This is a genomic window from Nostoc sp. CHAB 5836 (assembly GCF_020829445.1).
Lineage (GTDB): Bacteria > Cyanobacteriota > Cyanobacteriia > Cyanobacteriales > Nostocaceae > Nostoc.
Window position 1 is genome coordinate 1 of sequence record NZ_JAIVFV010000086.1, and the last position, 13,960, is coordinate 13,960.

Annotated in this window: 11 protein-coding genes; 7 read left to right on the forward strand and 4 right to left on the reverse strand. The window is 41.8% G+C overall.

What is annotated here, in order from left to right:
• Positions 1-1,021: 1,021 nt before the first annotated feature.
• On the reverse strand, positions 1,022-1,513 hold the full coding sequence (locus tag LC605_RS17920; protein WP_229548868.1) for a hypothetical protein: 492 nt from the start codon (positions 1,511-1,513) through the stop codon (positions 1,022-1,024).
• A gap of 1,812 nt (positions 1,514-3,325) precedes the next feature.
• Here LC605_RS17920 and LC605_RS17925 point away from each other — a divergent pair.
• The 5 genes from LC605_RS17925 to LC605_RS17945 all read left to right on the forward strand — a co-directional run bounded on the left by LC605_RS17925 (position 3,326) and on the right by LC605_RS17945 (position 9,212).
• Positions 3,326-4,555 carry a sedoheptulose 7-phosphate cyclase gene (locus LC605_RS17925; protein ID WP_229548869.1) on the forward strand — a complete coding sequence of 410 codons (1,230 nt, stop codon included), beginning with the start codon at positions 3,326-3,328 and terminating at the stop codon, positions 4,553-4,555.
• A gap of 4 nt (positions 4,556-4,559) precedes the next feature.
• Positions 4,560-5,393, forward strand: a complete 834-nt coding sequence (locus tag LC605_RS17930) for an O-methyltransferase (protein WP_229548870.1) — start codon at positions 4,560-4,562, stop codon at positions 5,391-5,393.
• 59 nt (positions 5,394-5,452) lie between these two features.
• Positions 5,453-6,874, forward strand: a complete 1,422-nt coding sequence (locus LC605_RS17935; RefSeq protein ID WP_229548871.1) for an ATP-grasp domain-containing protein — start codon at positions 5,453-5,455, stop codon at positions 6,872-6,874.
• Between the two features lie 218 nt (positions 6,875-7,092).
• Positions 7,093-8,118 carry a D-alanine--D-alanine ligase gene (locus tag LC605_RS17940; RefSeq protein ID WP_229548885.1) on the forward strand — a complete coding sequence of 342 codons (1,026 nt, stop codon included), beginning with the start codon at positions 7,093-7,095 and terminating at the stop codon, positions 8,116-8,118.
• Between the two features lie 551 nt (positions 8,119-8,669).
• Positions 8,670-9,212: a GNAT family N-acetyltransferase gene (locus tag LC605_RS17945; RefSeq protein ID WP_229548872.1), complete on the forward strand. Its 543-nt coding sequence runs from the start codon at positions 8,670-8,672 to the stop codon at positions 9,210-9,212.
• Between the two features lie 44 nt (positions 9,213-9,256).
• Here the strand turns inward: LC605_RS17945 and LC605_RS17950 are convergent, their stop codons facing one another.
• Together LC605_RS17950 and LC605_RS17955 are read right to left on the reverse strand one after the other, a co-directional pair.
• A complete protein-coding gene (locus LC605_RS17950; RefSeq protein WP_229548873.1) occupies positions 9,257-10,018 on the reverse strand; it encodes a DUF6748 domain-containing protein in 762 nt (253 codons plus the stop codon).
• A gap of 161 nt (positions 10,019-10,179) precedes the next feature.
• Positions 10,180-10,545: a hypothetical protein gene (locus tag LC605_RS17955; protein ID WP_229548874.1), complete on the reverse strand. Its 366-nt coding sequence runs from the start codon at positions 10,543-10,545 to the stop codon at positions 10,180-10,182.
• A gap of 214 nt (positions 10,546-10,759) precedes the next feature.
• Here LC605_RS17955 and LC605_RS34190 point away from each other — a divergent pair, with 214 nt between their 5' ends.
• Positions 10,760-11,026: a beta-1,6-N-acetylglucosaminyltransferase gene (locus tag LC605_RS34190; RefSeq protein WP_369010362.1), complete on the forward strand. Its 267-nt coding sequence runs from the start codon at positions 10,760-10,762 to the stop codon at positions 11,024-11,026.
• A gap of 289 nt (positions 11,027-11,315) precedes the next feature.
• On the forward strand, positions 11,316-12,524 hold the full coding sequence (locus LC605_RS17960; RefSeq protein ID WP_229548886.1) for a transposase: 1,209 nt from the start codon (positions 11,316-11,318) through the stop codon (positions 12,522-12,524).
• A gap of 49 nt (positions 12,525-12,573) precedes the next feature.
• Here the strand turns inward: LC605_RS17960 and LC605_RS17965 are convergent, their stop codons facing one another.
• A complete protein-coding gene (locus LC605_RS17965; protein WP_229548875.1) occupies positions 12,574-13,377 on the reverse strand; it encodes a phytanoyl-CoA dioxygenase family protein in 804 nt (267 codons plus the stop codon).
• Between the last annotated feature and the right edge of the window lie 583 nt (positions 13,378-13,960).

Here is a 13,960-nt window from a genome sequence, read left to right on the forward strand (position 1 = left end):
CTAAGCATTCAAAAAGCTCAATTTCTTACTGAAGTAGGTTGGCGCAATTGAAGCTAACTGGCAAGGGCTGTCATTTGTCCTTTGTCATTGGTCATTAGTAAGGACTTTAAGCGTATTTACGTTTCGTAACATAATGAAAGTTTATTTATGCCAGCTTACTTAGGTTTGTGATTGTAGAGCAACTCTCAATACGGTTCGGTTAAGGTTATTGGTGAGGTGTTATGGTGTGTAGAGACGTTGCATTGCAACGTCTCTACAAGCGTTATCGATAGACAAATTATCTTATCTGAACTGTATTGGAGCAACTCTTAGTGTAGGGATTGGGCAAAATCATCACTTGTACAACGAGAATAGTAAACCTTCGACCAAGGATGAGTTAGCTGATAATTGCCGCCATGATGGTATGTGGTGAGATGCACAGGCGACTAAATCAGCACAAGGGAATCTCTTCATAAGTCAATACGGTTCACAAAAGGGCTGAAACTCTTTTTTTACGAACCACAGAGGCGCAGAGAACACAGAGAGAAGAGAGAAGAGAGAAGGAGGAAATGCTTAACTGAACTGTATTGCTTCATAAGTACTGGAAACGGGTTCTAATGTTGTGTGGGGCTAAATACTCACCCTACATAATTTTGAGTCACAAATTCAGTAACTTACAGCGAAATTCTTGATTGGTAGTACATACCTGCAAAATAGCTATTTTCAGCTAAATGGTAGATGACAAGTAACGTACTCACTAAAATTTAGATTACTCTAATTTTCAAAAAAAGTTAGCACAAACATATAAACTTCACGATAAATCAGTAAAGAGAACATGAAAACTAATTAATAGCATCTTCCAGACGATTGTCATAAATATTTATTTGTTCAGATATCCCAAGAGGCTGAAAATGTACAGTAAAAGATCAACCTTAAGTTTTAAAAGTCACAAATAAATAGCAAAAAGACGCAAATAATTTCTTTGCGTCTTTGGCGTGAGATTTAGAAGTGGACATTCTCACCGTTATACATCTCCATCTACTTAAACTTGCTCCCGCCAGCACCAGCTTAAAAGTGTGCCACCTACTACCAGCTTAACTACTTCTAGTACCCAATAACCGCCGTGCAGTAAATCCATTGTCGATGGAATAGCAGCAGCAGCTTCAAATAAGTTGAGTTGAACTCCGATCGCGCACATTTGCGGAGTTAAGAAATAGGTGTCAAGCATAGCTATGGTTAGCAGCAGCGCAGATAGAACAATAGTGCCAATACGCCAGTGATATTGGGTTTTGCCTAAAGCTAATGCCCCAGTCAATACTACCGCAGCAGACAATAATTCCATCCGATTAAAGTTCCAAAAAATCGTATAGCCTGCTGTGGTAAAACCAGCTTGGCTCATCATCCCAGAAAGATAAAGACTAGGCATAATTACCCAGTCTAAAACTAGACTAGCACTGAGCCAAAAGCCCAAGGTCAATATGATCGCGGTTTGCCAAATTGGTCGTTTGAATTCAAGGTTAGAAATAGCAGTCATAAAATAATTGCGTGTGTTGTACCTATTAGTTTGTAACTTCATCAGCAATTTGACAAGAAATATCAACTAACCTTTACAAAGCGATCGCTGTTAATTATGAACTCAATACCAAGATTTTTTAACCTAGGTTGAGAAGTATTAAGATTTTGTAAAAACTAATTTAAATAAAGTTTATCTGTTAGAAATACTCAATTTTTTATATCGAAAGTAACTAAGCGATCGCCCTCGCCAATTTCCCCGTTTACTACCGCCAGAATAACAGCTATCTAGTACAACGTTACAGCGCTCTTTAAGTAATTGAACTACACCACTCCCTACTCCCCATTACCCCTTATCCCCTCCAGGGGCCCCACCTTCCTCACTCCCCGTCTCATCTGTGGTCTAAACAACTGAAAAATGCTGTAAGTAGAGCGACGCAAATAAAGCTAACTGGCTAAGGCTGTCATTTGTCATTTGTCCTTCGTCATTTATAAGGGTTTAAGGTGTATTTACGTTTCGTAATATAGTTTGGTTTATTCTTGCCGACTTACTTAGCGGTGTCTATTTTAAACGCAGATATGATATGGAAACAGCGTGGTTTTTAACGCTAACCCAAACACATATAGGAATCATATTTGATTTCTGAAAAAATCTAAGTATTTTAGGACTTACGCAAAAACTCTCTGAAACTCTTGTTCCTTTGCGTCCAACTCTTACGAGACGCACTCGCGTTGGCGTCCTTCTCCCTTGGTGCTAGCCTCTCCCTTTGGGAGAAGGGGAGACGCTACCGCCAAGGGAGAAGACCGGACTGCCTCACCAAAGGACTGACTCCCCTACGTATATTTCAAAAATCAAATACTAGTCCTATAGCTGCTGCAAAAAATACCTGCCTGTATAAAATATCTATCTTTAGACATATTTTTTTGCCATTAGCTTGTTATTCAGTACACTTCGCATGGTGGATTGACTTAAATATATTTACATATGTTATGATTTGTATTAGTCTCATGTTATGATTTGTGATGTACTTTTAAGTTAGTGGCTAGTAAATTATTTGCTGGTTTAAGCTGAAATAGCTTAATTTAAGAGTATAAAGGCAATTTAAGCAAACTTAGAAACTTTTAACACACAAAACCATTTCTTAATAAAGTTATATTTTTGTTACTAGTAACTCAGATATATTTAAATTCTGAATTTTTCACGAGTTACCAAGGTATTTATGTTAGATACTGAGTAGTAACTTTACTGAAAACAGAGAAATTATACTGTGATTCGGAATAGAATGCAGTTAATCATCTTCGTCTTTAGCCATTTTATGGTTTGAGACTAATGCAACGAAACAGCGCTCTGAGGATATAAAAATGTAAGTCTGGAGATGTCTAATATGAGGAGCTTACAAAGATATGACTTTTGCAAAGTCTAAGAGGATGTTTGAAAAGTCTAATTTATTACTTGCGTCGGCCATTAGAAATCGCACGCCACTTGCTTCTCCCCAGGGGAGACGCTGCGCGAACAAGTCGGGAAACCGCAAGGGCGCAGTGGCTTGGCTACACAAGCAAAACCTGCCTCCGCAGGTTAAAAATCCATGATTTTGTATTAGTCCACGGAGGTGGACGAGAGTTTGTGTAGTAGCGATAAATTACTCAAATGAATGGTGTTATTTAATAACATTACCAGTCAGCAATAAGTGTTAGCTTTTTCTTAAAAGCTCATCTTGTCCTGTCTTTTATCTGAAAGGATAAAGAGCATAACTGCTTGCCGGCATACATGAGGGTAAATTGCAATTATTACCGAAATCTCACAATTTTTTAATTGGAATTAAGGTCAACACACATGAATAAAGTTCAAGCATCGTTTGAAGCTACGGAAGCTGCGTTTCACGTACAAGGTTACGAAAAAATCGATTTTAGTCTTGTCTATGTGAACGGTGCATTTGATATCAAAAACAGAGAAATAGCAGATAGCTATGGGAAATTTGGTCGCTGTCTGACTGTAATTGATGCCAATGTCCATGAACTTTACGGCGAGCAGATCAGGTTATATTTTAGACACTATGACATTGAACTGACAGTATTTCCGATCATCATTACAGAGCCAGATAAAACCCTGGCAACTTTTGAAAAAATTGTTGACGCTTTTTCAGACTTTGGCTTGGTTCGTAAGGAACCAGTCTTAGTCGTTGGTGGTGGTCTAATTACTGATGTAGCAGGCTTTGCTTGCGCTTCTTACCGTCGCAAGAGTAACTACATTCGCATTCCTACCACATTGATTGGTTTAATCGATGCAGGTGTAGCGATTAAGGTAGCAGTTAATCATCGCAAGTTGAAAAATCGCTTGGGAGCATATCATGCACCTTTGAAAGTGATCCTGGACTTCTCATTTTTGAAAACCTTACCAACGGCTCAAGTTCGTAATGGGATGGCAGAGTTGGTGAAAATTGCTGTAGTTGCTAACTCGGAAGTATTTGAACTGCTATACGAATATGGCGAAGAACTGCTTTCCACTCACTTTGGACACGTGAATGGGACACCAGAACTTCAAGAGATTGCCCATAAAGTCAACTACGAAGCAATCAAAACCATGTTGGAGTTGGAGACTCCTAACTTGCATGAAATAGATCTTGATCGCGTCATTGCCTACGGTCACACTTGGAGTCCTACCCTAGAATTAGCACCTCACATACCCCTTTATCATGGTCACGCGGTCAATATAGATATGGCTTTGTCTGCAACCATTGCAGCACAACGCGGCTATATTCCAACAGTAGAGCGCGATCGCATCCTAAACTTGATGAGTCGTATAGGTTTATCACTGGATCATCCTCTACTAGATGAGGATTTGCTCTGGGATGCTACCCAATCTATAAGCTTGACACGAGATGGCAAACAACGCGCAGCCATGCCTTGTCCCATTGGTGAGTGCTTCTTTGCCAATGATCTGACCCGTGAAGAACTTGATGCTGCCCTAGCTGAACACAAACGTCTTTGTGCCAAATACCCTCGTGGCGGAGAAGGGGTTGACGCATATATTGAAAGTCAAGAAGCCAAGCTAGTGGGGGTGTGAAAATATGACGAGTGTTGTAGGACGAGAAACAGCTAGACCAATAACGCCACATAGCATCTTAGTAGCCCAGCTACAGCAAACCCTCAAATTAGCAGAAAAGAACAACATTCCCATAGAGATATTAGATTCTTTGCGGCAGGGGGTGCAATTAGCGACGGGTTTAGATCCCTACTTGAATGATTACACCACCCCAGAATCAAGTGCATTAACAGCATTAGCGCAAAAAACTAGCATTGAAGACTGGAGTAAGCGCTTCAGCGATGGTGAAACAGTGCGTCAACTAGAGCAAGAAATGCTCTCAGGACATCTTGAAGGACAGACATTGAAAATGTTTGTTCACATGACCAAGGCAAAGCGTATTCTAGAAGTAGGAATGTTTACAGGGTATTCAGCCTTGGCAATGGCAGAAGCATTACCAAGGGATGGGCAACTCATAGGTTGCGAAGTAGATCCCTATGTGGCCCAATTTGCTCTTCGTTGCTTTAGTGAGTCTCCCCACGGTGAGAAAATCGTTGTGGAAATAGCACCTGCCCTAGAGACACTCCACAAGCTGGCTGGGAGAAAAGAAGTATTTGATCTGATCTTCATAGATGCCGATAAAAAGGAGTACGTAAAATACTTCCAGACCATTTTGGATCATCACTTACTGGCTGCTGACGGGTTAATCTGCGTGGATAACACCTTGTTGCAGGGAGAAGTTTACCTACCACCAGAACAACGCACCGCTAATGGTGAGGCGATCGCTCAGTTCAACCGTGTTGTCGCCGCCGATCCTCGTGTAGAGCAAGTTCTATTACCCATACGAGATGGTGTGACTCTAATTAGACGCGTGGTGTAGCGAAGTTTGTAGAGACGTTGCAATGGAACGTCTCTACAATAAACACAAAGAAAAAACTTATGGCACAATCAATTTCTTTATCTCTGCCTCAATCTCCAACCTCACCAACGAGTGTTAGGCTAAAGCTTATAGCTCTATTCAAGACTCTCGGTACTCTAACATTATTATTAATCGCCTTGCCGTTCAATGCTTTGATAGTATTGATATCTTTGCTGTGGGGGATTGTGCGTTGGGCTATGCCCCGCCTTAGGCGATCGCCGTTTACGAAAAAAGCTGTGGTAGCTGCTCATCCTCAAACTATCTTGGTAAGTGGAGCCAAGATGACTAAAGCATTGCAACTTGCTCGCTCCTTCCATGCCGCAGGACACAGAGTTATTTTGATTGAAGGTCACAAATACTGGTTGTCTGGTCATAGATTTTCCAAGGCGGTAAGTCATTTTTATACAGTTCCGGCTCCGCAAGAAGACTCAGAAAGCTATATCCAGGCGCTAGTGGAAATCGTCAAGGAAGAAAAGGTTGACGTTTATGTACCTGTATGTAGTCCTGTCGCTAGCTATTATGACTCTTTAGCAAAGCCTACACTATCAGAATACTGCGAAGTTTTCCATTTTGATCCAGATATAACCAAGATGTTGGATGATAAATTTGACTTCACTGATCAGGCGCGATCGCTTGGTTTATCTGTCCCCAAGTCTTTTAAAATCACAGATCCTCAACAAGTTATCAATTTCGATTTTAGTCAAGAAACCCGCAAATATATTCTTAAAAGTATTGATTACGACTCCGTTCGCCGCTTAAATTTAACCAAACTTCCCTGCGACACCCCAGAAGAGACAGCAGCCTTTGTCAACAGTTTACCCATCAGTCCAGAAAAACCTTGGATTATGCAAGAGTTTATTCCCGGTAAGGAATTATGCACACATAGTACAGTGCGCGATGGGGAATTAAGATTGCATTGCTGTTCAAACTCTTCTGCCTTTCAAATCAACTATGAAAATGTCGAAAATCCCCAAATCCGTGAATGGGTGCAACACTTCGTCAAGAGTTTGCGACTGACTGGGCAAGTTTCTTTCGACTTTATCCAAGCTGAAAACGGTACAGTTTACGCCATTGAATGCAATCCCCGTACTCATTCGGCAATCACAATGTTCTACAATCACCCTGGTGTTGCAGATGCCTATCTTGGTAAAACTCCCTTAGCTAAACCTCTGGAACCCCTAGCAAGTAGCAAGCCCACTTACTTCATATATCACGAAATCTGGCGACTAACTGGTATCCGTTCCTGGAAACAATTGCAAACATCGGTTAATACCTTAGTGCGAGGCACTGATGCCATTTATCGTTTTGATGATCCTGTACCATTTTTTACTTTGCATCACTGGCAGATTCCCTTACTTTTGCTGAAGAATCTCCAAAAACTCAAAGGATGGGTAAAAATAGACTTCAACATTGGTAAACTGGTCGAATTAGGTGGCGATTAAATAATTCGTAATTCGTAATTCGTAATTCGTAATATTATGTCCGGTTGATCACTTACTAAACCCCAAGAACCCCACCCCGCCAAAGCTGTGCTTTGTCTCCCCTCCCCGCTCTTCGGGAGGGGTTGGGGGTGGGGTGTTAGGGACTTTTGCAAGAGGTCTAATGACAATATTTGTATAAATATTTACATTTCAACAGTAGAAACATAGGAAGATGAATGATGTCAGTACTGCGTATTCTTCATTTAGTTGGGTCTGCATACAATGATTTTTACTGTGATTTGTCACGCCTTTACGCCCAAGACTGTCTGACAGCAACAGCAGAGCGATCGCACTATGACTTTCAGATTGCATACATCACACCCGATTGTCAATGGCGATTTCCTCCTTCTCTGAGAAGAGAAGATATTGCTGACACCAAACCGATGACTCTGTTTAAAGCCATAGAGTTTATAACAGCGCAAAACATTGACCTCGTGTTACCACAAATGTTTTGTATTCCGGGAATGACTCACTACCGCGCCCTATTCGACTTGCTGAAGATCCCCTATATAGGTAATACTCCGGAGATCATGGCAATAACGGCGCACAAAGCCAGAGCCAAAGCAATTGTCGAAGCAGCAGGGGTGAAAGTGCCTCGTGGAGAATTGCTTTGCCAAGGAGACGTTCCGACAATTATACCTCCAGCGATCGTCAAACCCGTAAGTTCCGACAACTCTTTAGGGATGGCTTTAGTCAAAGAGGCTACGGAGTATGACGCTGCTCTCAAACAAGCATTTGAATATGCTTCGGAGGCGATGGTAGAAGAATTTATCGAACTCGGTCGAGAAGTCAGATGCGGTCTCATTGTCAAAGACGGGGAACTAGTGGGTTTACCCCTTGAAGAGTATCTGTTAGACCCCCACTCCAAACCCATCCGCAATCATGCTGATAAACTCCAACAAACGGACGATGGCAACTTGCGTTTCGCCGCTAAAGATAATATTAAGTCTTGGATTGTAGACCCCAACGACCCGATTACCCAAAAGGTTCAGCAAGTGGCTAAGAAGTGTCATCAGGCTTTGGGTTGTCGCCACTACAGTTTATTTGACTTCCGCATCGACCCAAAGGGACAACCTTGGTTCTTAGAAGCCGGATTGTATTGTTCTTTTGCCCCCAAAAGTGTGATTTCCTCTATGGCAAAAGCAGTGGGAATTCCTCTAAATGAGTTATTAATCACGGCTATTAATGAAACGTTGGGTAAGTAGAGCGACGCAAATAAAGCTAACTGGCTAAGGCTGTCATTTGTCCTTAGTCATTTATAAGGGTTTCAGGTGTATTTACGTTTCGTAATATAGTTTGATTTATTGTTGCCGACTTACTTAGTAATAAAACGGCGTTGCAGAATTCGTGAATTTATTGGCAGAGGTTTTTCTGCTTGTGGGGATCTAAAAGTGCCTAAAATCACAGCCAAACACTTTTAGATCCCCCCTAACCCAATACAGTTCAGTTAAGCATTTCTTTGTTCTCTTTCTTCTCTTTCTTTGCGTCCAACTCTTACGAGACGCTCCGCGTTGGCGTCCTTCTCCCTTCTCTACGAGACGCTCCGCGAAGGCGCTAGCCTCTCACGAGTGGGAGAAGGGGAGATGCACTCGCGTTTGCGGTAGCCTGCGGCAAGCCGAAGCGTCTACGTTAAAAAATTGACTTTGGCAAAGAGTTTTAGCCTTAAGTGAACTGTATTGTATTATAAACCTGATTTACTAGGTCTGTTAACCATTGGACTCGTCCAGTGGGTTACTGAAAACATAGGAGAACCAGCATGAACTATGCCCCGCTACCTCCGATGACGATAAACCTCCGCCCTGCTACCTTAACTGATTTGGATCTGCTGCGACATTGGGATGAGCAACCTCACGTGGTTGACTCCGATCCTAACGATGACTGGGGCTGGGAGGTAGAACTTGAGCGTGCCCCCGAATGGAGGGAGCAATTGATTGCTGAAATTGATCATCGCCCCATCGGATTTATTCAGATCATCGATCCGGCACGTGAGGATACTCACTACTGGGGTGATATTCCGGCGAATCTTCGCGCGATTGATATCTGGATTGGGGAAGAGATTGATTTGGGCAAAGGTTATGGAACCCAAATGATGCAGCTTGCACTTACTCGATGTTTTGCTGACCCTTTTGTGATAGCTGTACTCGTCGATCCACTTGCTGGCAATACCCGTGTTCACCGCTTTTATGAACGTTTTGGTTTCCAATTTGTTGAGTCTCGACGATTTGGTAACGATGACTGCTTAGTTTATCGCCTCAACCGAGCAGATTGGCATCATGAAAGTGCGATCGCATTGCCGTAGGGCAGAGCCAGCAAAAGTAGAACGTTTTCGTCAATCGACTACTATTAGTTCGGTTTCACTTTTAGATAAAATTGTCTAGCCACAAACTTAACATCTTTCTTGGTCGGATCTGAGTTACCTACTGCCTCAGTTCTACCTACAGTAATCAAGCCTTGACCGAAAATTTCTCTGGTTGCGGCTTGAATTTGTTCTCTTGTTGCACCTGTTTGATTCAAATCGATTGACGAAACTTGAGAAATATTAGGCTTATTTAAAACCAGCTGATCTGTGGAGAAGCAAGGAGTTGTGATGCAACGAATGTCATTGTCTTTTAGTCCGACAAAAGTACCTTTGGTTGGGGCATATGTAGCGGCTACGAAGGCTTCTTTAACTCTCAAATTGCCAAACTCACCGAAGCCAGGAAATTCCACTGGAACTATGTTACCTCTGAGGATCACACGGCTACCATCATCATTTTGGATTTTGGCCAGTTCGTAAGCTGATACTTTCAGGGAACTCCAATCAATTGCAGACACATAGCATTCCTCACGAAAAACACCATCGACGCAAGGAGTGGCTTTCAAGTTGACCTGCTTGATGAAATATCCCCCGCATATAGGAGAAACACATTTGCGGAAATCTCTTCGTACCGTGTAATATCCCCACTGGGGAAAGTCTTGATTTTTGACACTGACTGCAACAGAATCAGTAGTGTCTGGAGCAGAAATGTCCTGAGCATATGTCTTCGGGTCAAATCCGAAGCTAGCTAGAATTGCACCTAATAGGAGAATGAGTCGGTATTTGTAATAAATTGATTTTTTGCTCATGGTATCAAGAAATTTTGTTTAAGCGTTATAGTGCTGTACAGTGAGAAATTAAATGGCCTTTAGACAAAGAAAGTGTCATCAAGCTTAGGTGTAACTCGATGGATGGGCTGAGGTATGAAGCCCATCCTACCGCCCTTGAGTGCAAAAGACATTAGACGTCTCTATTTGCAGCTTGCGGTAAGTTCTACATTGTAGAAAGTCCCTGGTTTGGGATTAATTGAACGCAACTCCTGGATAAAAGCATTAAATCTTGTATTGCTTGTGCCGAAGCCAGCTTCAGCACAAGCAGATAAACCTCCTTCGATGGGAATAGGAGATCCGACCCTGGGACTATACACAATGAATTTATCAACAGTGCCAGTGCCTACCCCGAACCCAATAACCTGACGAACTGTTTTCAAAGCGGCATTATCTAAGGAACCACCAATACTGCCAATGCTGATATTAACCGCACGACTTTCAGCCACAGCTGGCGCAGTAATCGACAATACTGCCCCGACAATCATCAAACAAGTGAACTTCAACATTATCCTCGACTCCAAAAAATTGAAAAACTAATAATTAGGTTTCGATATGGATCAAGTACATCAGAGATGCTAGCCATTTGGAGATTACTCCAGTATTAGGTCTTTCCTTTTCTGAAGAATGTTAATTTCTTAAAAATTCTTCATAAAATCGTCTTTGCAGACCCTGGCTGTCTAATATAAGGGTTTAAGGTGTATTTACGTTTCGTAATATAGTTTGGTTTATTCTTGCCGACTTACTTACAGTAATCTCAAATATACAGACGAGTCGTATTTTCAAACTATACTTGCTCATGCGCCTAACCTTAAACTAAAAAATGATCGTCGCCGATATATTGATTGGTCAACTGGAGGCCCTCATCCCAAAGTATTGCTAATGGAAGATTTGCCTAATTTGCTTGCATCATCTGCTCATTTTGCTCGGAAATTTGACATTGATAGAGATAGCAATATTCTCAATGAACTTGATAGAATTACATCCTAATGTTCACTTAAGATTTTGATCAACTCAGCTAAATAAATCCCAGCTATGCTTGCTACTCAGTTGAAGACAATCTTTATAAGCCCATCGTTAACAATAGCAGCAAGCACCTGTAAATTTACCCATGAGCCACCGAATGCCCCTCCCTCTACGAAGTAGGGAGGGGATGAAAGGTGGGTTAAAATCTCCACGTTCTTGAAGCATCGTTTTGCGCGAGCAAAACAAGTGAGAGAACAGTGGAGATTTTAACAATTTCTGTGTTATGATTTACGTTAGTGTAAATGACGTAAATATGCTGGTATTTGAGGCCAAACTTGAGGGAGAGAACGGGCAGTATCAAGCGCTTGATGAAGCGATTAGAACTGCTCGTTTTGTTCGCAATGCAAGCCTTAGATACTGGATGGATAACAAAGGTATTGGGCGATACGACCTTAGTAAGTTCTGCGCTGTCCTTGCTGCCAACATAGAGTTTCCTTGGGTTGCCAAGTTGAACTCGATGGCAAGGCAAGCTAGCGCTGAAAGGGCGTGGTCTGCAATCGCTCGGTTCTTTGATAACTGTAAGAAAAATAAACCTGGGAAAAAGGGATTTCCGAAGTTCAAGAAAGAGCAAACACATGGTTCTGTTGAGTACAAAACTTGTGGATGGAAACTTTCTGATGACCGCAGGTATATCACTTTCTCGGATGGATTTCAAGCGGGAACCTTTAAACTTTGGGGAACCCGTGACTTGCATTTCTACCAGCTTAAACAGTTTAAAAGAGTGCGGGTTGTACGTCGTGCAGATGGTTATTATTGCCAATTTTGTATCGACTATGAACGAATTGAAAGGCGAGAACCAACGGGTAAAACTATTGGTATTGATGTGGGATTGAACCACTTCTATACAGATAGTAACGGGGAAACAATCGCCAATCCTAGACATCTAAGGCAAAGCGAAAAGTCTTTGAGACGACTGCAACGCCGGATGTCTAAGACTAAAAAGGGTTCTCAAAACAGAATTAAGTTTAGAAATAAACTTGCACGTAAACACCTCAAAGTAAGTCGCCAGCGTAAAGACTTTGCCGTTAAGACAGCAAGGTGCGTGGTGAGGTCTAACGACCTCGTGGCGTATGAAGATTTGATGGTGCGAAATATGGTGAAAAATCATCGCTTGGCTAAGTCAATTAGTGACGTTTCTTGGTCGCTGTTTCGTGAATGGGTTGAGTATTTTGGTAAAGTTTTTGGCGTGGTAACTGTTGCAGTTATACCCCACTACACTAGTCAAAATTGCTCTAACTGTGGCGAGGTTGTCAAAAAGACTCTTAGTACGAGAACTCATGTTTGTCCTCATTGTGGACATATCCAAGATAGGGATTGGAACGCGGCGCGAAACATATTAGAAAAAGGATTAAGTACGGCGGGTCACGTCGGAACTAACGCCTCTGGAGACATCGACCTCTGTCTGGGTGGGGAAACTCCTCCAAATAAGTCGGGTCGTGGAAAGAGGAAGCCCAAAGAGTGATCTTTGGAATCCCCACCTTCAACGAAGTAAGGTGGGGAGGATGTCAAGACTAGCAATGTACTTCAACTCTAGGAAACATATCACAGTCTATCGGCTCACCAGGTTTTTTGGCTTTGAATGATTTAAATTCTGGTAGATCAATTTCTTCAACAGGTCTGAAAGGCCATGCTTTCGGGCGGTGATAGTAAGTAACATCATCGCCAGTCCAATTTGTCACCACTGCACGTCGTTGTGTAGAAGATATATTGCTCACTGAATGATGAATTGTCAGAAAATGATGAACTAAGCAATCTCCAGGCTCCATATCCCAAGATAAAATTTCGTGAGGTTCTGGCTCTGCAAACCACAAGGGGTCTGATCCCTCACGTAACTCTTTGCCCCATCGATGAGAAGCTTTGATATACTCTAATCGACCATTTTCTTGGTTGACAGTATCTAAAGCCAGCCAAATTTTACAACACTGCCAGCCTTGTATGGGCCAGTAAGGTAAATCGTTATGCCACCCAACACGGCTGTTTGTTTTCGGCTTTTTAACAAAGAAACCGTCAGTCAAAAAGTTCAGTTTTTCCGATTTTAATACTTGAGCGGCGAGCGTTGCTAGGGGAGATTCAAAAGCCAAATCACGGAAATCACCATCAGTGAGCCATAAGCTACTGGTATGTTCCACATGACCTTCTGATCTGGGGATGCCTTTAACTTCTAGAGGGCCGGGGATTAATACATTCCTGTCAACGGCTGTTCGCATCCGTTCTACCCAGATGTCATCTAGAACATTTTTGACGCAGATAACGCCGTCTTGCTGGAAAGCTTCAACTTGTTGAAGGCTAATTTTTGATGTGTCTACCTTGGGCATCGTAACTTTTTCAGATTTTGAAATTTAAATAATTTGGATTAGATCAGCTAATTGGCATTCAAATTGCATATTGAAACATAAATTACAAGCAGATTGCAAACTAAATGCATATCAGCTTATCTCGACTTTATCCAAAATTAAAAACTTGGTTATCTTGATCCGGCAAAAAACCTAGCTTTTTAGCAAAAACTTTTTCCCTATCACTGATAGTCGGTGAGATAAAAGAGTAAAACTACTGCTCCACATAGGTTTTAGCGTCAGGTTTAGCGTTACCAAAAATTGATAAAGTCGAGCTTATGTAACAACAGATTTCTAGAGCCTGCTTTACTGACATCAACTTTGTTATTATGTCACAAATACTTTTTACTATAGAGGAAATATGTAAGTTAGCAGTTCTTCCTGTAGGTGGAGAAATCTCCAGTTTGAGTGAAACATTCTTTATTAAACATCTCCAGAAATTAAATATGCGTTGCCTGAAACCCTTGTAGAGACGTAGCACTGCTACGTCTCTACATTCATTTTCACTCCTATGTCTATTGACATCCATAACCAACAAATTTCACTCTAATAGGACTTACGCAAG

What these genes read in the sequence shown, in the direction of transcription:
- LC605_RS17945 (WP_229548872.1), top strand. Translation starts at nt 8,670, where the DNA reads ATGAACTATGCCCCGCTACCTCCGATGACGATAAACCTCCGCCCTGCT.
- LC605_RS17940 (WP_229548885.1), top strand. Translation starts at nt 7,093, where the DNA reads ATGTCAGTACTGCGTATTCTTCATTTAGTTGGGTCTGCATACAATGAT.
- LC605_RS17925 (WP_229548869.1), top strand. Translation starts at nt 3,326, where the DNA reads ATGAATAAAGTTCAAGCATCGTTTGAAGCTACGGAAGCTGCGTTTCAC.
- LC605_RS17960 (WP_229548886.1), top strand. Translation starts at nt 11,316, where the DNA reads ATGCTGGTATTTGAGGCCAAACTTGAGGGAGAGAACGGGCAGTATCAA.
- LC605_RS17950 (WP_229548873.1), bottom strand. Translation starts at nt 10,018, where the DNA reads ATGAGCAAAAAATCAATTTATTACAAATACCGACTCATTCTCCTATTA.
- LC605_RS17965 (WP_229548875.1), bottom strand. Translation starts at nt 13,377, where the DNA reads ATGCCCAAGGTAGACACATCAAAAATTAGCCTTCAACAAGTTGAAGCT.
- LC605_RS17935 (WP_229548871.1), top strand. Translation starts at nt 5,453, where the DNA reads ATGGCACAATCAATTTCTTTATCTCTGCCTCAATCTCCAACCTCACCA.
- LC605_RS17955 (WP_229548874.1), bottom strand. Translation starts at nt 10,545, where the DNA reads ATGTTGAAGTTCACTTGTTTGATGATTGTCGGGGCAGTATTGTCGATT.
- LC605_RS17930 (WP_229548870.1), top strand. Translation starts at nt 4,560, where the DNA reads ATGACGAGTGTTGTAGGACGAGAAACAGCTAGACCAATAACGCCACAT.
- LC605_RS17920 (WP_229548868.1), bottom strand. Translation starts at nt 1,513, where the DNA reads ATGACTGCTATTTCTAACCTTGAATTCAAACGACCAATTTGGCAAACC.